Raw genomic sequence first — 17,570 nt, 5'->3', positions numbered from 1 at the left:
ACGTGAAAGAGGGGCCCGGCACACGAGATGTGCCGGGCCCCTCCTCGCGTACGTCCTCAGGCCTACAGGTACGGGCCCGAGCGGACGGCGTGGCCGTGGCCGCGGTCGTCGTCGTCATCATCGTGCGAAGCGCCCGGCGGCAGCGCCCGGCGCATCTGCTCCAACTGGGCGCGGGCCGCCATCTGCTGGGCGAACAGCGCGGTCTGGATGCCGTGGAAGAGGCCCTCCAGCCACCCCACCAACTGGGCCTGCGCGATCCGCAGTTCCGCCTCGGAGGGGACCGCCTCGTCCGTGAACGGCAGGGAGAGCCGCTCCAGTTCCTCGACGAGCTCGGGTGCGAGCCCGTCCTCCAGCTCCTTGACGGAGCTGGCGTGGATGTTCTTGAGCCTGACGCGGCTGGCCTCGTCGAGAGGGGCCGCCCGTACTTCCTCCAGGAGCTGCTTGATCATGCTGCCGATCCGCATGACCTTCGCGGGCTGCTCGACCATTTCCGTCACCGGGACCTCGCGGGATTCGTCGTCACCCTGAGTGCCGCCGAGCGCCGTTCCGTCCTGTCCCACGATGAGGACTTGGGGGCTCTCCTGCGACCTGTCATTCCTCGGCATCTCCATGCCGCCATTCTCTCGCACACATGCCTCACCACACGGTGTGCCCCTGTACGAGAGTGATCCACCCTCGTACAGGGGCACAGGAAGGCAACGAACGGCCGTGGCCGGGTCTGTCAGGTCGCCTCGCGCCGGGCCAGCGCACCGCGCGAGCGGGTCACCAGAGCGGCGAGGAGCGCGGCGCCGAGCGGTACGGCGACGAGGAGGCCGGCCAGCGTCTCCCAGGGGATGACGATCGGCACGTACGGCGGGCCCGACATGCCGTTGTCCCAGCCCCGCGCGATGGCCTGCTCGTAGAAGTTGAGCGCCTCGCGTTCCTCGGTGAGCCGGAGCCCGATCGCGGGCAGTACGCCGGCCGCAGAGCCGAGGATCACGCCCATCGCCGCGACGACTCCGCACTGGAAGCCGCTGAGCGTACGGCGGACCCGGGGCGGGGCTCCGACCGCGGCGAGCGTCTTCAGGTCGGCCTCGGCGTCGGCCTGGGCGAGGCCGGTGGCGATACCCGCGGCACCGATGGTGACGAGGCCCGCGAAGACGGCCAGCGCGATGAGGAAGAGGCCGTCCTCGTTGACGAAGCCCTCCTCGACGTGCAGCTCGGCGTTGCTGCCGAGCTTGGCGAGCTCGCCGTCGAGCTTCTGGCGCTGCTCGGTGTCCGGCATCCGCTCGGTGCTGAAGTACGCGCCGGCCGGCAGGGTCGTGAGTCCGGCGGCCTTCGCGGTGGCCGGGGTCATCAGGAACTGGACGCCGTAGGACTCCTGGTCCTTGGGCACCAGGTAGGCGGGGACGGAGCTGACCTTCCCGGGTGCGGGCAGACCCTTCTCGGAGGCCTTGTCGGCGGCGGCGAGATCGGTGATCTGCTTGATCCCGACGGTGCCGTTCTTGTCGATCTGGGGCCGGGAGAAGCTGACGATCTTTCCTTCGGCGAGGGCCTTCACGGCGCCCGGGTCGTCGACGCCGAGCACCTGGAGGACCTTCGCGTCACCGACGAGCAGACCGCCGTCGACGGACATCCAGCCGCCGCCGGAGGACTGGTCGCACCGCCAGTCCTCGGTGATCATCTTCCGCCGCTGTTCGGGGGTGTACTTCTCGCTGGGGTCGCCTTCACCGGGCAGGGAGGTGGCGTACAGGGGGCACTCGTTCGCCTTGGGAAGCACGACCTCGTAGCGTCCACAACCCGAGGCACGGCCCCAGGGGTCGCAGCCGGGCTTGCCGACCGAGACCCGCTCGACGTCGGCGCGGACGTCGACGGGGAGGTAGCGCTGGACCGCCTCGCGTACCGCGGGGACGTCCCGGCCGCCCTCCTCCGTGATGAAGGTGGAGACCGCTCCGTACGGCAGCCGTGCCTCGTATTCGGCCCTCTGCTGGGCCTCGCTGCTGGCCATGAAGGTGGAGACGGCGACCGTGCCCGCGACGGCGGCGAGGACGGCGGCGACGGCGGGTGCCGTACGCCCCCGGTTCCGGACGGCGTCCCGCAGCGCGAGCCGCGGCGAGAGCGGAAGCCAGCGCCCGGTGCGGCCGAAGAGACCCACCAGGGCCGGGGTCATGGCGACGACGCCCAGCTCGGCGATGGCCGAGCCGCCCGCCACGATGAAGAAGTCCTCGGTGACGAGCGAACCGAAGAGCGCGGTGGCGGCGCCCAAGAGGATGGCCGCGAGGCCGACCAGGGGCAGGACGCGGCTGCTGCGCCGGACCCCGCGGCGGCCCGTGAGCGAGGCGAGGACGGTCTGCCGGGAGGCCGTGATCGCCGGGACGATGGCGGCGAGCAGACCGGTCAGGACGGCGATCAGCGCGATGCCGAGGAGTTCGAGCGGCCGGATGTCGAAGGCACCGAACCGCTGGTTCATCACGTCCTCAAGGACCGGCTGCAGCGCCAGCGTGAGGATCACGGCGAGGACGGTTCCGACGACGGCCGAGGCCACGCCGATGACGAGACCGCCGCTCAGCACGATGGCCCGGATGTGGCTGTGGGCACCGCCGTTGGCCCCGACGAGACCGAGCTGGCGGCGCGAGCGACGGGCGCCGACCGCGAAGGCGGGCCCGGCGAGGAGGCAGATCTCCAGCATCGCCAGGCCGACGACGGTGGCGACGGCGGCGAGCGCGGAGGCGTCGGCCCCCGGGCTGGAGTCGTAATTTCCCCAGCCCTCCCTCGCGTACAGAGGCACCTCGGAGTCGGCCGGTGGGTCGAGGAGGACAGCCCGCGAAGTGACGACCACACCCTTGGTGTTGATCTGCTGGACCGTGTTCCACGTGAAACCACCGGACTTCTTCACCAGATACGTGGTGGAGGCGTCGGGGGCGGGCAGACCGGACTTCTCGACCGCCTTCGCGTACGGGGCGAGGAAGGCTCCCGGCAGCGCGTTGACCTGGTCGACGGCGAGCGCGTCGGGAAGTTCGTAGGAGCCGACGATCCGATAGGTACGGTCGAAGTTGCGGGCGGAAAGGGTCGAGCCGATCGACAGACCGCTGGACTCCAGGAAGTGCGAGGTCGCCATGACCTCGTCGCTCTTCTCCGGGAAACGACCCGAGAGGAGCGTCGTGATGCCGCGGGCGATCGGGTCGGACGCCTTCAGCTCACGGACCTCGCCCGTGAGCAGACCGTGGGCCGTGGTCAGCTTCGCCGACCCGGAGCGGTCCGTGAGGACCGAGGAACCCGCCGGGATCGCCTTGGTGACGTCGGTGGGGCCGTTCGGCCAGGGCTGGTCCTTGTAGTCCTTGGCCGGCGTGTGCATCTCGCCCAGCGGGTCCTGGAGGATCGGCACGCCCTCGGCCCCGGCGTCCCGGAATATCCCGTCGGCCGTGCCCATCGATCTGTCCGCCCGCTCGGCGGGGGACAGTTCGGAGCTGCGGTAGGTCAGATCGAGGGCGCTGACACCCAGGATCGGCAGGGCGATCATCGCGAGGACGAGGGCGCTGCGGCCCTTGGAGCGCCAGGCGTCACGGCGGGCGATGCGGATCGCGGCCCGCCAGGAGTGGAACCAGGTCTTCACGCCTCCGCCACCTGGCCCGAGAGGAGGGAGTCGGCCTCGCTGCGCACGGTCTGGTCGACGATCGCGCCGTCCCGCAGGAACACGACGCGGTCGGCCCAGGCGGCGAAGCGCGGCTCGTGGGTGACCAGGACACCGGCGGCGCCGGCGTCGCAGCGGGAGCGCAGCAGGGCGAGCACGGACTCGCCGGTCTCGGAGTCGAGGGCGCCGGTCGGCTCGTCGGCGAGGACGAGACGGCGGTCGCCGACGAGGGCGCGGGCGATGGCCACGCGCTGCTGCTGGCCGCCGGACATCTCGTCGGGGAAGCGGTCGGCGAGGTGGCCGAGCCCCATCTCCTCCAGGGCGGCCAGGGCCTCGACGCGGGCCTTGCGGGCGGAGGTGCCGTCGAGCTCGCGGGGCAGGGCGACGTTCTCGGCGGCGGTGAGCGCCGGGATGAGGTTGTAGTCCTGGAAGACGTACCCGATGCTGCGGCGGCGGAGGGCGGCGAGCTGCTTGACGGTCGCGGTGGTGATGTCGGTGTCCTCGACGATCACCCGGCCCGAGCTCGGGGTGTCCAGGCCGCCCGCGATGGTGAGGAGCGTGGACTTTCCGGAGCCGGACGGGCCCATGACGGCGACGAGTTCGCCGGGGTACACGGCGAGGTCGATCCCGCGCAGTGCGTGCACCTCGGTGGCGCCCGAGCCGTGGACACGGGTCAGGTTCTGGAGCTGCAGCACGGGCTGCTGTGTGGACATGGAGGGGTCCCCCTTGGACGTACGCGGCGGTCGGCCGGTACGGAGCGAGCGGTGGAAGGTGGTGCGGCAGCGGTACGGGGTGGGGCGCGACCGTGCGGTCAGCGCGTCCCGCCCGAGGTCGATGCCGGGGTGGTCGTGATCGGGTTCGGGGCGGCGGGAGCCGGGGCCGGGGCCGGATCAGCGGCCGACGGCGACGCGGATCGGGATGCGGATCCGGAAGCGGGCGCGGACGCGGACGGGGAAGCCGGCGGCATCGTCGTCGACAGGCGGATCAGCCGGGCCTCGCAGTGGTCCAGCCAGCGCGCCTCGGCCTCGGTCTGGAAGATCAGCTGCTCCAGGACGAGCAGCCAGGCCACGTCGTCCCGCTCTCGCGCGCCCCCGCTCTCGACGGCGACGAGCGCCTGGGCCTTGAGCCGGGTGTAGTCCTGCATCGCCTTCACGGTGTGCCGGCGCTGGGACTGGATGACGTCGCGGATGTCGACGCAGGGCGCGCCCACGGCCATGGCGAGCTTGATGGCCAGCTCGTCACGGGCGGGGCTGGTGCGGTCCACGGGCTTCTCGAACCAGGTCCTGAGCTCGGCGAGGCCGGCCTCGGTGATCGCGTAGAGCGCGTGCCCCGCCTCGTCCTGTCCCCCCTGCGCGACCATGCCGTCGCGCTCCAGACGGTTCAGGGTCGTATAGACCTGGCCGACGTTGAGCGGCCAGGTGGAGCCCGTGCGGGACTCGAACTCCGTACGGAGCTGGGAGCCGTAGCGGGGTCCGCGTTCGAGGAGGGCGAGGAGCCCATGGCGGATCGACATACTCAGTATGTATACCGGGTATGCGCTGCCGGACAACCGTCCTGAGAGGGAACGGCCGGGTCCGACTCAAGGGGGACCCGAGCGGCCGGTACGGCTCAACGGCGGCGCATGCGGAGCCCCAGGAACCCGATCCCGAGCCCCATCAGGGCCAGCCCCACGCCCAGGGTGAGGACGGGAATCCGCTGGTCGACGAGGGTGGGCGCGGCCTCGGAGGCCATCCGGGGCGCGGCGGCGGGCCGGGTCGCGGGCGGCACCTCGTTCGCAACGGGGTCCTCCTCGCGTACCTCTCCGACCTCTTCCTCGACGGCTTCGTCCTCGGCGGAGTCTGTTGCAGTCCTGGTACGAGAGGGGCCGGGCGACGGAGGAGCGGTGCTCGGCGTGGCGGCCGGCGTCGTCTCGGAGCGGCCGGGCCGCGGGTGGCCCTCGCCGGCCGGACGGCCCGCGAGGGAGGCGGAGCCGCTGGGGGCGGGGGCGTCGGAGGCGGGGGCGCCGGTGGGCGGGGAGCTCGGCGCGGAGGGGGAGGGCGCCGCGGTGCCGGTCGGCGCGGGCGCCGGCGGGACGGGCGTGCCGGGGCTGACCGTTCGCCCGGGCGAGGCGGTTCCGGAGGCGGGGGTGGAGGGGAGCGTGGTGCCGAGTGGTGTCGCGGAGGAGGGTGTCGCCACCGTGGCGGTCGGTCCGGACGGCACGGAGGGCCCGGACGGGGTGGTCGGTGCGGGGGGCGTGGACGGCGCGACCGTCCGCGTACCGCCGGGGGCCTCCGCCCCGTACGCGAGGGGCGCGGCACACAGGGCGGCCGCGCAGACGAACGTGCAGGCGAGCGCGGGGCCGAGGGCCCGCGCCCGTGCCCTGCGGAGTGCTGGAGTCACCGGGTGACCCCCTCCCGTACCGAGCCGCCGAGGTGTCGACTCAGCGTCACATGCCGGGACACTTCCGGCATCCGGGAGGGGGCGGCCGGCGGGCCGTCCGTACTACTGGCCCGCCACCGCCTACTGCGGCGGGTTGCCCGTCGAGATCTTGAAGGTGAACTCGGCGTCCTCGTCGGTGATGTCCTCACCGGCCGGCGGGTACTGCTCCAGGACCGTGCCCTCGCCGTAGGTCGACTCGTCCACGGGGGTCTGGGTCATGGTCTTCCAGCCCGCCGCCTGGAGGCAGGCCTTCACCGACACGATGTTCTTGTACGTGAAGTTGGGGACCTCGAACTTGGTGGGGTCGTCGCTCGACTCCGAAGGCTGCGTGCACTTCTTCACGTCGATGACCTTGGTCAGGTCGGGTCCCTTGTGGCCGGGCTTCGCCGTCTCGGCCTGCTCCGTGCCGCCGGTGGTGCCGCCCGTGCCGCCGGCGTTCGGGTCCGGGTCCTCCTTCTGGAGCACGAAGATCAGGCCGCCGATCGCGAGGAGGGCGGCGACGACGGCGCCCACCAGCACCGGGGTGTTCCGCCGGGAGCCGCCGCCCGTCGCCACGGGAGCGTGCGCGGGGGCCGGCGTGTGCATCGGGCCCGGGGCGTACGGCGACGGGCCGGGGGCCGGGGTCTGGTACATCGGCGCCGGCGTCGGGGCCTGCTGCGGGTAGCCGTACGACGGGCCGGGCGCGGGCGTCGCGGGGCCGTACGGACCGGGCTGCGGCGTCGGCGGCAGGTACGGCTGCTGTACGCCGTGCGGGCCGGGGTGCGGGGCCGGCGGCGGGGTCTGGCCGACCGGCGGGAAGACCGCAGAGCCGACGCCCGCGCCGCTGCTGACCGGACCACCCTGGACGATCATCGGGGCACCGGTCTGGCCGGCCGCGAGCACTCGCAGGCACTCGTCGCGCATGGCCGCGGCGCTCGGGAACCGCTCGTTCGGGTTCTTCCGCAGAGCCCGGGCGACGAGCGCGTCCATCGCCGGCGTCACCGCGCGGTTGACGGTGGACGGGGCGACCGGCTCCTCCTGCACGTGCGCGTACGCGATGGCGAGCGGCGAGTCGGCGTCGAAGGGGAGACGGCCCGTCAGCAGCTGGAAGAGCATGATGCCGACCGAATAGAGGTCGGAACGGGCGTCCACCGCGCGGCCGAGGGCCTGCTCGGGGGAGAGGTACTGGGGGGTGCCGACGACCATGCCGGTCTGCGTCATCGACGTGACGCCGGACTGCATGGCGCGCGCGATGCCGAAGTCCATGACCTTGACGACGCCGCGCTTGGTCGTCATCACGTTGCCCGGCTTGATGTCCCGGTGGACCAGGCCCATCTCGTGGCTGACCTCCAGGGCGGCCAGCACGTCGGCCGTGACCTTGAGCGCCTTGTCGGCGGGCATCGCGCCGTACTGCTGCACGTCCGAGGCGAGGACCGAGCCGAGCGGCTGCCCCTCCACGTACTCCATGACGATGTACGGCATGACGGCGCCGTCGAGGGTGTCCTCGCCGGTGTCGAAGACCGAGACGATGTTCGTGTGGGACAGCTTCGCGACGGCCTGCGCCTCGCGGCGGAAGCGCTCGCGGAACGACTGTTCCCGGCCGAGCTCGGTGTGCAGCGTCTTGATCGCCACCTGGCGGTCGAGTGCGCTGTCGTAGGCCAGGTACACCGACGCCATGCCGCCCTCACCGAGGAGGTCGCGCAGCTGGTACCGGCCGCCCGCTACCGAACCGCCCGCATAGCGGCCCTGTGCGCCGTCCTGGCTCATCTGTGCTTCCCCCTACGCGCGCGAGGCGGCGTCGAATTCCGGAATTTCCTGGCGCAAGTCTGCCCCAGGGCACCGACACGTCAAGCCGCGTGCCCGTTCCGTGACCCTCCGCACAGGGCGGGCCCGCGAAGCGTTCCCGAAGTGTCCGGGGAAACCCGTCGAATTTGCACAGGTGTACGTGGACGAGGTTGGATGGCCGGTCAACCGCGGACCGTGATGTCGTGCGGAGCCTGTAGCGTGGCGACTGGACACGGCACGACAGACGACGGCGAGGACTGATGGCACCCGAATCCGGAGCAGGGGGCGGTGTGCCGGACGCGGCCGCGGAGTCGTGGGGCGTCGGTGGTGTCGTCGGCGACGGCCGCTACCGGCTGACGCACCGTCTGGGACGCGGCGGCATGGCCGAGGTGTTCGCGGCGGAGGACGTGCGCCTCGGGCGCACGGTGGCGGTGAAGCTCCTCCGCGCCGACCTCGCGGAGGACCCGGTCTCCAAAGCGCGCTTCACCCGTGAGGCGCAGTCGGTCGCCGGGCTCAACCACCACGCCATCGTCGCCGTGTACGACTCCGGCGAGGACCTCGTGGGCGGCCGGCCCGTGCCGTACATCGTGATGGAGCTGGTCGAGGGCCGCACCATCCGTGACCTGCTGATCAGCGCCGACGCGCCGGGTCCGGAGCAGGCGCTCATCATCGTCTCGGGCGTTCTCGAGGCGCTGGCGTACTCGCACCAGCACGGCATCGTGCACCGCGACATCAAGCCGGCGAACGTGATCATCACGCACAGCGGTGCCGTGAAGGTCATGGACTTCGGCATCGCCCGCGCCCTGCACGGCGCGCAGTCGACGATGACGCAGACCGGCATGGTCATGGGCACCCCGCAGTACCTCTCCCCCGAGCAGGCGCTCGGCAAGGCCGTCGACCACCGCTCCGACCTGTACGCGACGGGCTGCCTGCTCTACGAACTGCTCGCGCTGCGGCCCCCCTTCACGGGTGAGACGCCGCTCTCCGTCGTGTACCAGCACGTGCAGGACGCGCCGGTCCCGCCGTCCGAGGTGACGCCCGGCGTGCCGCCGGAGCTCGACGGCCTGGTGATGCGCTCCCTCGCGAAGGACCCGGACGACCGGTTCCAGAGCGCCGAGGAGATGCGCGGGCTCATCCAGTACGGCCTGCAGATGCTCCAGCAGCAGGGCGGCCACACGGGCACGTGGAACACCGGTCCGGTCGACGTGCACGACGGCGGGCACACGCCGGTCGGCGGCATGGCGGCGACGACCGCGATGGGTCACCCGATGCACGGGGACACCGCGCAGGGCCGGATCCTTCCGCACATGAACCCGGACGACGGGGGCGTCGGCGCGTACGGCGGTTACGACGGCGGCACGGGCGGCACCGGCGGCTACGGCCAGGACGGTGCGTACGGCTCGAACGGCGGCGGCAAGGGCGGCCGCGGCAAGCTGATCCTCTTCATCGCGCTCGCGATGGTCGCGGTCGTCGCGGGTGTCGTGTACGCCATCGACAAGGCGAAGAACGGCGAGGCGGTGACGCCGACGCCGACGAAGTCGTCGATCTCCAACTCGCCGTCGACCGCTTCCGAGGAGCCCACCCCCTCCGAGGAGCCCTCCACCGAGGAGGAGCAGACGTGGGACTCGGGCACGTCGACCGGGGGCGGAGCCACGCAGCCTCCGTGGACGCAGCCGCCGGTCACGCAGCCGCCGACGACGCAGCCGCCGACGACCGAGCCGTCGACGCAGCCGCCGACGACGGACCCGACGGACACGACGGAGCCGACGACGGACCCGACGGACACGACGGAGCCGCCGGTCGACCCGACGGGCACGACGCCGCCGCCGGTCGACCCGACCGGTGACCCCACCGACGACGGCGGCAACCCCGAAGACCCGCCGACGGACGGCACGACCGCGACCAACTGACCCGCCGCCGGGCGCCCCAGGGCGCCCGCCGGCCAGGCCTTACGCCGCCGGCCAGGCCTTACGCCGCCGGATGCGCCTCATCCGCCGGATGCGCCTCATCCGGCGAAGGCGTCCTATCCGGCGAAGGCGTCACGGACGGCGTCGTACTCGCGGGTCCACCAGACCGCCAGGGCCGACACCGCGGGAAACTGCGGGTCGGCCCTTCGGTCGTGCAGCTGGTAGCGCCAGCGCAGGGTCCAGAAGTCGTTCAGCCGCTCCCACCACACCCGGTGCGCCGCCGCGGCCAGCTCGGCGCCGTCCGCGCCCGTCGCCCGCCGGTACGCCCGCGCGTACGCCCGCACCTTCTCCAGGGCCAGCTCGCCCCCCGGCCGTACGAAGAAGATCGCGGCCGCCCTGACCGCCTCCTCCGCCCGCGGGCGGACCCCGAGGCGGTCCCAGTCGACGATCGCGGCGGGCTCCGCGCCCCGGTAGAGCAGGTTCAGCGGGTGGAAGTCGCCGTGCACCCAGCCGGACGCGGCGGCCGGCGGCGGCCGGTGGTGGGCGTGCTGGGCGAGCAGCCGGCGGCGCTCCCGCAGCCGGTGCTCGGCGAGCGCGTCGAAGCTGTCGTGGGGCCGGTGCGCGCGGGCGAGGCGGATCAGCTCCTCGATCGCGTCGAAGGTGTCCTCGGGGCGGGCGCTCTCGTGGTCGTCCCCCGGCGGCGGGGACTCCATGACCCGCTCCAGACAGGTGTGGACGTGCCCGAGGAGGGCTCCGAGGCGTCGGGAGCCCCCGGTGGAGAGCTGGGCGCCGTCGCGGTGCCGGCCGTCGATCCACGGGTGCAGGGCGTAGCAGAGGCCGTCGATGACCGCGACCGTACGGCCCCGGTTGTCGGCGAGCGGCGGTGCCACCGGCAGGCCCAGGGCGTGCAGGCGCTGGGTGGCGCGGTGCTGCCGGACGATGGTGGCGCGGTCGGCCGTGGGGGCGTCCAGGTGCTGCTTGAGGAAGTAGGCGCCGCGCGTGGTGGAGAGGCGGTAGCCGCGGTTCAGGAGGCCCTGGGCCACGGGTTCGCAGGAGAGGGGCTCGCCCGCGGCCGCGTAGCGGCGCAGGAGGGCGCCGACGGGCGGAGCGAGGGTTGCATATGAGCGCGGCACTCCGCAGATGTTAGATCACGCTACGTGGTGGAGGTGTCGCTCCAGGGAATGGTCCAGGGGATGGTCCAAGGGGTGCTCCGCGGAGTGATCCGTGGAGTGCAGCTCGACGGGGCGGCCGGCGGACTCGGCGGGGTGGCCGGCCGAGTAGTCGAGCTCGTGCACGGTCACGAACTGCGGTTCGATCCGCATGAAGACCGGTTCGAAGGACTCGTCGTCCACGGTCCGCGGCTCGGGCCCGAAGGCCGCGAGCTCCTCCTCGGTCGGCTCCACGATCTCCGCCGTGCCCGTGAACTGCACGGACCAGATCTTCCGGGCGCCGGAGTTGAAGTTGTCCGCGCCGTACGCGACGACGCTGCCGTTGCAGGCGCGGTGGTAGCCGAGCCCCCGGTGCATCCGGAGCAGGACACGTCCGTCGGTCACGATGTGCCGGGCGGGCGCGACGAACGGCATCGCCCGCATGCTCGTCGCCACCCGGCCGTACGACACTCGGCCGAGCAACTCGATGGCGCGGATCTCATCGGTGGACATGGCTTCCACTCTCCGCCACCGGCAGCGTGTCGGAAAAGGGGCCCCTGCCCCGCCTTCATGGGGACGTAGGTCCCGAATCCGGGCCGTCGGCCCCGGGCTGCTCCGTACGGGTGACGCACGGACGGGCCCGGGGCCGCGCGGGCCTCAGTGGCGCTCGGCCTGGAGCCGGGCCACGTACGCCGCGGCCTGCGAACGTCGCTCCATGCCCAGCTTCGACAGCAGGCTGGAGACGTAGTTCTTGATGGTTTTTTCCGCAAGGTGGAGCCGCTCGCCGATGACCCGGTTGGTCAGGCCCTCGCCGATCAGATCCAGGATCTTGCGCTCCTGGTCCGTCAGGTTGGCGAGCTTGTCGTCACCCTTCGGATTGTTGCCGTCGCGCAGCCGCTCCAGGACGCGGGCCGTCGCGACCGGGTCGAGCAGCGACTTGCCGGCCGCCACGTCCCGCACGGCGCTCAGCAGCTCGTTGCCGCGGATGGCCTTCAGGACGTATCCCGAGGCTCCGGCCATGATCGCGTCGAAAAGTGCCTCGTCATCGGCGTACGAGGTCAGCATCAGGCATTTGATGCCCTCGTCCTGCGAACGGATCTCGCGGCACACCTCCACCCCGCTGCCGTCCGGCAGCCGGACGTCGAGCACGGCGACGTCGGGACGGGTCGCGGGGATCCTGACCAGCGCGTCCGCCGCCGTTCCGGCCTCGCCGACCACCTCGATATCGCTTTCCACGGAGAGCAGCTCGTGGACGCCGCGCCGGACCACTTCATGGTCGTCCAGCAGAAATACCCGGATTTTTCCTTCTTCGCGCACCCAGTCAGTCTCACATATTGGCTCTTCCCGCGCCCGGGGTGCGCGGGATAACGTGCCGGATGTTCCGGCGGCCTGTCTGGCCGTTGCCGACGCGCTGACCAGCGACTGTTCCCACTTTTCTCGATTTACTTGGAAATCCAAGCAAAATCGCAGGTCAAGTGGGGTTTCGCGGGAATGCCGCGCTGTGGGTAACGTGCCTAGAACAGGGCTCTCGCCGGGGCACCTGTCACGCCCGACCCCGACCGCATCGCACCCACCCCGTGCGAAGGGTACGGATAAGGCGGAGAGCCGCACTGGCCTACCGGCGAACCCGGAGGCCGGACCGACGGAGGAGCACGCACGTGACCGTGGAGAGCACTGCAGCGCGCAAGACGACGCGACGCAGCAGCGGCACCAAGCGCACCGCAAGCGCGAGCACGAGCACCACCAAGAAGACGAGCACGCGCGCCGAGGCGGTAGCGACGGAGCCCGAGCTCGTCCAGCTGCTGACGCCCGAGGGAGAGCGCGTCCAGCACCCCGACTACGACATCGACCTGAGCGCCGAGGAGCTGCGCGGTCTCTACCGCGACATGGTCCTCACCCGTCGCTTCGATGCCGAGGCCACGTCCCTCCAGCGCCAGGGCGAACTGGGCCTGTGGGCCTCGCTGCTCGGCCAGGAGGCCGCGCAGATCGGCTCCGGCCGCGCCCTTCGGGACGACGACTACGTCTTCCCCACCTACCGCGAGCACGGCGTCGCCTGGGTGCGCGGGGTCGACCCGACGAATCTGCTGGGAATGTTCCGTGGCGTGAACCACGGTGGCTGGGATCCCAGCACCAACAATTTCCACCTGTACACGATCGTTCTCGGCTCGCAGACCCTGCACGCCACGGGCTATGCCATGGGCATCGCCAAGGACGGCGCGGATTCCGCCGTGCTCGCCTACTTCGGCGACGGCGCCTCCAGCCAGGGCGACGTGAACGAGTCGTTCGTGTTCTCCGCGGTCTACAACGCTCCCGTCGTGTTCTTCTGCCAGAACAACCAGTGGGCGATTTCCGAGCCCACCGAGAAGCAGACCCGCGTCCCGCTCTACCAGCGTGCCGCCGGCTTCGGCTTCCCCGGCGTCCGCGTCGACGGCAACGACGTCCTGGCGTGCCTGGCCGTCACCCGCTCCGCCCTGGAGCGCGCCCGCCGCGGCGAGGGACCGACGCTCATCGAGGCGTTCACCTACCGCATGGCCGCCCACACCACCTCCGACGACCCGACGAAGTACCGCCGGGACGAGGAGCGCGAGGCCTGGGAGGCGAAGGACCCGATCCAGCGCCTCAAGACGTACATGGAGAACGAGGGCCACGCCGACGCGGCCTTCTTCGAGGAGCTGGAGGCGGAGAGCGAGGCCCTCGGCAAGCAGGTCCGCGAGGTCGTGCGCGCCATGCCCGTCCCGGAGCACATGGCGATCTTCGACAACGTGTACGCGGACGGGCACGCGCTCGTCGACGAGGAGCGCGCGGAGTTCGCCGCCTACCAGGCGTCCTTCGCGAACGGAGAGGCCGAGTAATCATGGCTGTTCAGAAGCTTCCCCTCGCGAAGGCGCTCAACGAGTCGCTGCGCAAGGCCCTGGAGACCGACCCCAAGGTCCTCATCATGGGCCTGGACGTCGGCAAGCTCGGCGGTGTCTTCCGGATCACCGAAGGCCTGCAGAAGGACTTCGGCGAGGACCGTGTCATCGACACCCCGCTCGCCGAGTCCGGCATCGTCGGCACCGCGATCGGCCTCGCGCTGCGCGGCTACCGGCCGGTCGTGGAGATCCAGTTCGACGGTTTCGTCTTCCCGGCGTACGACCAGATCGTCACCCAGCTGGCGAAGATCCGGGCGCGTTCGCTCGGCACCGTGAAGATGCCGGTCGTCATCCGCATCCCGTACGGCGGTGGCATCGGCGCCGTCGAGCACCACTCCGAGTCCCCCGAGTCGCTCTTCGCGCACGTCGCGGGCCTCAAGGTCGTCACCCCGGCGAACTCCTCCGACGCCTACTGGATGCTCCAGCAGGCGATCCAGAGCGACGACCCGGTCATCTTCTTCGAGCCCAAGCGCCGCTACTGGGACAAGGGCGAGGTCGACACCGAGGCCATCCCCGGCGAGCTGCACAAGGCCAGGGTCGCCCGCGAGGGCACGGACCTCACTCTGGTCGCCTACGGCCCGATGGTGAAGACCTGCCTGGAGGTGGCCGAGGCCGCCGCCGAGGAGGGCAAGTCCATCGAGGTCGTGGACCTCCGCTCGATCTCCCCGATCGACTTCGACACCCTTCAGGCCTCGGTCGAGAAGACCCGCCGCCTGGTCGTCGTCCACGAGGCGCCGGTGTTCTTCGGCTCCGGCGCGGAGATCGCCGCCCGGATCACCGAGCGCTGCTTCTACCACCTGGAGGCCCCCGTCCTGCGGGTCGGCGGCTACCACGCGCCGTACCCGCCGGCGCGCCTGGAGGAGGAGTACCTGCCGGGTCTCGATCGCGTGCTCGACGCCGTCGACCGCTCGCTGGCGTACTGAGGAGAGCACCGTGACGATCCGCGAATTCAAGATGCCCGACGTGGGCGAGGGCCTCACCGAGGCCGAGATCCTCAAGTGGTACGTCCAGGTCGGTGACACGGTCACCGACGGACAGGTCGTGTGCGAGGTCGAGACGGCCAAGGCCGCCGTCGAGCTGCCGATCCCCTTCGACGGGACCGTGCACGAGCTGCGCTTCCCCGAGGGGACGACGGTCGACGTCGGCCAGGTCATCATCTCGGTGAACGTCGGCGGCGGCGCCGCGCCCGAGGCCCCGGTGGCCGAGGCCGCCCCGGTCGCGGCGGCCCCCGCCGCCCCGGCGGTCGAGGACGAGGAGCCCAAGGGCCGCCAGCCCGTCCTCGTCGGCTACGGCGTGGCCGCGAGCTCCACCAAGCGCCGCGCGCGCAAGGCCCCGGCGGGCACCGCCCCGGCGGCCGCGCCCGCCGCTCCGGTCCTCGCCTCCGTACCGGAGCAGCTCAACGGGCACGCGCCGGCCGGCGCACGGCCGCTGGCCAAGCCGCCGGTCCGCAAGCTCGCGAAGGACCTCGGCGTCGACCTGGCGACGGTCACCCCGACCGGCCCGGACGGCATCATCACCCGCGAGGACGTCCACGCGGCGGCGGCTCCCGCCCCCGCGCCGGCCGCCCTGGCCCCGGCCCCCGCGGCCGCCCCGGCTCCGGCCCAGGCCCAGGCTCCGGCTCCTGCCGCCGCGGGCGTGGTGTCCTCGGACGCCCGGGAGGTCCGTGTCCCCATCAAGGGCGTACGGAAGGCGACCGCCGCGGCGATGGTGGGTTCGGCGTTCACCGCGCCGCACGTCACCGAGTTCGTGACGTTCGACATCACGCGGACGATGAAGCTGGTCGAGGAGCTGAAGTCCGACAAGGACATGGCGGGCCTGCGGGTCAACCCGCTGCTCCTCATCGCGAAGGCCGTGCTCGTGNACGCGGACGATGAAGCTGGTCGAGGAGCTGAAGTCCGACAAGGACATGGCGGGCCTGCGGGTCAACCCGCTGCTCCTCATCGCGAAGGCCGTGCTCGTGGCGGTCAAGCGGAACCCGGACATCAACGCTGCCTGGGACGAGGCGGCGCAGGAGATCGTGCTCAAGCAGTACGTGAACCTGGGCATCGCCGCGGCCACCCCGCGCGGTCTGATCGTGCCGAACATCAAGGACGCGCACGCCCAGACCCTGCCGGAACTCTCGGCGTCCCTGAGCGAGCTGGTCTCCACGGCCCGTGAGGGCAAGACGACCCCCGCGGCCATGCAGGGCGGCACCTTCACCATCACCAACGTCGGCGTCTTCGGCGTCGACACCGGTACGCCGATCCTGAACCCGGGCGAGGCCGCGATCCTCGCGGTCGGTGCGATCAAGCTCCAGCCGTGGGTCCACAAGGGCAAGGTGAAGGCACGTCAGGTCACGACCCTGGCGCTCTCCTTCGACCACCGCCTGGTCGACGGCGAGCTCGGCTCCAAGTTCCTCGCGGACATCGCCGCGATCCTGGAGCAGCCGAAGCGGCTCATCACCTGGGCCTGAGCAGTAGCGGGTTCGCCCGTTTCACGTGAAACATCCGGTGGTGGCATCTGCCCCCACCGGATGTTTGGCTTTACGGCATGGATCTCCACCTCGAACCACCGCACGGCGTCCGGCCCGTACGCCTGGGCATGACCCTCGACGAGGCGGTGGCCGCCGCGACGGCCTGGGACGAGCCCCGGGTCCGGATCCGTCGCGGCTCACGGCGCGGCTCGCTCTCCACCTCCTGTGAGGGCGTGGGTGTCGAGGTGCTCCTTGAGGAGGAGGACACCGTCACGGCCGTCGAGTTGTGGTGGCCGGGCGAGGGGAAGGTGAGCCCCACGCGCGTGCTCCTGAACGGGCAGGACGTCTTCCGTACGCCCGCCGTCGATGTCCTCGGCCTCCTCGGTGAGCAGGGGTGGCGCGTCCACGACGCGGGCGGCGAGGACCCGTTCGTGGCCGGCCTGTCGCTCGGCTTCACCCGCCGTACCTCCCAGGAGGTGCCGCGCGAGCCCGGCGGTCTCCCCGTCTGCTTCACCTCCGTCCTCGTCGGCGGCGAGAGCTACTACGACTTCCGGGTCCAGGGGTAGTTCCCGTCCGTATTCTGGACGGCGGCTCCTGTTGCACCTCTGTTGTATCTATGCTGTGCGCATGCCCTCCGCGCCAGCCAAGCAGGCCCCCGCAGCCGACCGCGTCTACATGCACGTCAAGCAGGCCGTACTCGACCGGCGCTACGAGGGAGGCACCCTCCTCACCGAGGGCGAACTCGCCCAGGCCGTCGGGGTGTCCAGGACCCCCGTCCGCGAGGCCCTGCTCAAGCTGGAGATGGAAGGGCTGCTCAAGCTCTACCCGAAGAAGGGCGCCCTCGTCCTGGCCGTCTCCGCCCAGGAGATCGCCGACGTCGTCGAGACCCGGCTGCTCGTCGAGGAGTTCGCGGTCCGCCGGGCCGTGCCCGCGTCGGCCGCGCTGATCGAGCGGCTCGAAGAGCTCCTGGAGGAGCAGAAGCGGCGCGCGGAGGCCGGGGACCTCGCCGAAGTCGCCGTCACCGACCGCTGCTTCCACGCCGAGATCGTCCGCCACGCCGGCAACCAGATCCTCTCCCGCCTCTACGACCAGCTCCGCGACCGCCAGCTCCGCATGGGCGTCGCCGTGATGCAGTCCCAGCCCGACCGGATCGCCAAGAACATCACCGAGCACGCCGAGATCCTCGACCGGATCCGCGCGGGCGACGTGGAGGGCGCCGCCCACTGCGTCCGGCAGCACCTCAGCTGGGTGAAGGTCCTGGTCCGGGGAGAGGACCGATGAGCCACGACAGCGGGAAGAAGAGGCGCGAGGCGCGCAACGGGCGCGAGGCGGGCGGGAGAGGCGGGGCGGGCAGGAGAG

15 protein-coding genes and 1 pseudogene are annotated in these 17,570 nt (G+C 71.7%); 7 read left to right on the top strand and 9 right to left on the bottom strand.

Features of this window, described 5'->3' with window-relative positions; translation table 11 throughout:
• Nucleotides 1–62: 62 nt before the first annotated feature.
• The 6 genes from ASC82_RS27600 to ASC82_RS27575 form a co-directional block, all read right to left on the bottom strand.
• Nucleotides 63–611: a bacterial proteasome activator family protein gene (locus tag ASC82_RS27600; protein WP_024760339.1), complete on the bottom strand. Its 549-nt coding sequence runs from the start codon at nucleotides 609–611 to the stop codon at nucleotides 63–65.
• Between the two features lie 110 nt (nucleotides 612–721).
• Nucleotides 722–3,592, bottom strand: a complete 2,871-nt coding sequence (locus tag ASC82_RS27595; protein WP_056653555.1) for an ABC transporter permease — start codon at nucleotides 3,590–3,592, stop codon at nucleotides 722–724.
• A complete protein-coding gene (locus ASC82_RS27590) occupies nucleotides 3,589–4,323 on the bottom strand; it encodes an ABC transporter ATP-binding protein (RefSeq protein WP_056653551.1) in 735 nt (244 codons plus the stop codon). The genes ASC82_RS27595 and ASC82_RS27590 overlap by 4 nt, the downstream gene beginning before the upstream one ends.
• 98 nt (nucleotides 4,324–4,421) lie before the next feature.
• Nucleotides 4,422–5,123 carry a PadR family transcriptional regulator gene (locus tag ASC82_RS27585; RefSeq protein WP_056653549.1) on the bottom strand — a complete coding sequence of 234 codons (702 nt, stop codon included), beginning with the start codon at nucleotides 5,121–5,123 and terminating at the stop codon, nucleotides 4,422–4,424.
• Between the two features lie 95 nt (nucleotides 5,124–5,218).
• Entirely contained in the window at nucleotides 5,219–5,989 is a 771-nt protein-coding gene (locus tag ASC82_RS30250; RefSeq protein WP_157863514.1) for a hypothetical protein, read from the bottom strand.
• A 120-nt stretch (nucleotides 5,990–6,109) separates the two neighbouring features.
• Entirely contained in the window at nucleotides 6,110–7,774 is a 1,665-nt protein-coding gene (locus tag ASC82_RS27575; protein WP_056653544.1) for a protein kinase, read from the bottom strand.
• Nucleotides 7,775–8,052: 278 nt separating this feature from the next.
• On the opposite strand from ASC82_RS27575, the gene ASC82_RS27570 reads away from it, so the two are divergent.
• On the top strand, nucleotides 8,053–9,702 hold the full coding sequence (locus ASC82_RS27570; protein ID WP_056653540.1) for a protein kinase: 1,650 nt from the start codon (nucleotides 8,053–8,055) through the stop codon (nucleotides 9,700–9,702).
• A gap of 113 nt (nucleotides 9,703–9,815) precedes the next feature.
• On the opposite strand, the gene ASC82_RS27565 is transcribed toward ASC82_RS27570, so the two are convergent.
• From ASC82_RS27565 to ASC82_RS27555, 3 genes are all read right to left on the bottom strand, one after another.
• A complete protein-coding gene (locus tag ASC82_RS27565; protein WP_056653538.1) occupies nucleotides 9,816–10,832 on the bottom strand; it encodes a phosphotransferase in 1,017 nt (338 codons plus the stop codon).
• A 15-nt stretch (nucleotides 10,833–10,847) separates the two neighbouring features.
• Entirely contained in the window at nucleotides 10,848–11,360 is a 513-nt protein-coding gene (locus tag ASC82_RS27560) for a pyridoxamine 5'-phosphate oxidase family protein (RefSeq protein ID WP_079039515.1), read from the bottom strand.
• A gap of 144 nt (nucleotides 11,361–11,504) precedes the next feature.
• Nucleotides 11,505–12,164 carry a response regulator transcription factor gene (locus ASC82_RS27555; protein WP_056653536.1) on the bottom strand — a complete coding sequence of 220 codons (660 nt, stop codon included), beginning with the start codon at nucleotides 12,162–12,164 and terminating at the stop codon, nucleotides 11,505–11,507.
• Between the two features lie 341 nt (nucleotides 12,165–12,505).
• Here ASC82_RS27555 and pdhA point away from each other — a divergent pair, with 341 nt between their 5' ends.
• The 6 genes and pseudogenes from pdhA to ASC82_RS27530 all read left to right on the top strand — a co-directional run bounded on the left by pdhA (nucleotide 12,506) and on the right by ASC82_RS27530 (nucleotide 17,492).
• Complete coding sequence (gene pdhA, locus ASC82_RS27550) at nucleotides 12,506–13,699, top strand: pyruvate dehydrogenase (acetyl-transferring) E1 component subunit alpha (RefSeq protein WP_056653534.1); 1,194 nt, start codon at nucleotides 12,506–12,508, stop codon at nucleotides 13,697–13,699.
• A 2-nt stretch (nucleotides 13,700–13,701) separates the two neighbouring features.
• Nucleotides 13,702–14,682, top strand: a complete 981-nt coding sequence (locus ASC82_RS27545) for an alpha-ketoacid dehydrogenase subunit beta (protein WP_056653531.1) — start codon at nucleotides 13,702–13,704, stop codon at nucleotides 14,680–14,682.
• A 31-nt stretch (nucleotides 14,683–14,713) separates the two neighbouring features.
• Nucleotides 14,714–15,619, top strand: a pseudogene (locus ASC82_RS31315) (biotin/lipoyl-containing protein); the annotation flags it as partial.
• A gap of 1 nt (nucleotide 15,620) precedes the next feature.
• Nucleotides 15,621–16,211, top strand: a 591-nt coding sequence (locus ASC82_RS31310; protein WP_242427804.1) for a dihydrolipoamide acetyltransferase family protein, incomplete at its 5' end; no start/stop codon positions are given.
• 77 nt (nucleotides 16,212–16,288) lie between these two features.
• Complete coding sequence (locus tag ASC82_RS27535; RefSeq protein ID WP_056653528.1) at nucleotides 16,289–16,777, top strand: hypothetical protein; 489 nt, start codon at nucleotides 16,289–16,291, stop codon at nucleotides 16,775–16,777.
• Nucleotides 16,778–16,838: 61 nt separating this feature from the next.
• Nucleotides 16,839–17,492, top strand: a complete 654-nt coding sequence (locus tag ASC82_RS27530; protein WP_024760326.1) for a GntR family transcriptional regulator — start codon at nucleotides 16,839–16,841, stop codon at nucleotides 17,490–17,492.
• The last annotated feature ends 78 nt before the right edge of the window (nucleotides 17,493–17,570 follow it).

The sequence above is a fragment of the Streptomyces sp. Root431 genome (assembly GCF_001426585.1).
Taxonomy (GTDB): domain Bacteria; phylum Actinomycetota; class Actinomycetes; order Streptomycetales; family Streptomycetaceae; genus Streptomyces; species Streptomyces stackebrandtii.
Note: the sequence above shows the minus strand (reverse complement) of the source record. Positions and strands in the feature narration are given on the sequence as shown.

Excerpts from the sequence above, each read along its gene's own strand:
- ASC82_RS27575 (WP_056653544.1), bottom strand. The coding sequence starts at position 7,774 with ATGAGCCAGGACGGCGCACAGGGCCGCTATGCGGGCGGTTCGGTAGCG.
- ASC82_RS27535 (WP_056653528.1), top strand. The coding sequence starts at position 16,289 with ATGGATCTCCACCTCGAACCACCGCACGGCGTCCGGCCCGTACGCCTG.
- ASC82_RS27530 (WP_024760326.1), top strand. The coding sequence starts at position 16,839 with ATGCCCTCCGCGCCAGCCAAGCAGGCCCCCGCAGCCGACCGCGTCTAC.
- ASC82_RS27560 (WP_079039515.1), bottom strand. The coding sequence starts at position 11,360 with ATGTCCACCGATGAGATCCGCGCCATCGAGTTGCTCGGCCGAGTGTCG.
- ASC82_RS27600 (WP_024760339.1), bottom strand. The coding sequence starts at position 611 with ATGGAGATGCCGAGGAATGACAGGTCGCAGGAGAGCCCCCAAGTCCTC.
- ASC82_RS27570 (WP_056653540.1), top strand. The coding sequence starts at position 8,053 with ATGGCACCCGAATCCGGAGCAGGGGGCGGTGTGCCGGACGCGGCCGCG.
- ASC82_RS27545 (WP_056653531.1), top strand. The coding sequence starts at position 13,702 with ATGGCTGTTCAGAAGCTTCCCCTCGCGAAGGCGCTCAACGAGTCGCTG.
- ASC82_RS27585 (WP_056653549.1), bottom strand. The coding sequence starts at position 5,123 with ATGTCGATCCGCCATGGGCTCCTCGCCCTCCTCGAACGCGGACCCCGC.
- ASC82_RS27590 (WP_056653551.1), bottom strand. The coding sequence starts at position 4,323 with ATGTCCACACAGCAGCCCGTGCTGCAGCTCCAGAACCTGACCCGTGTC.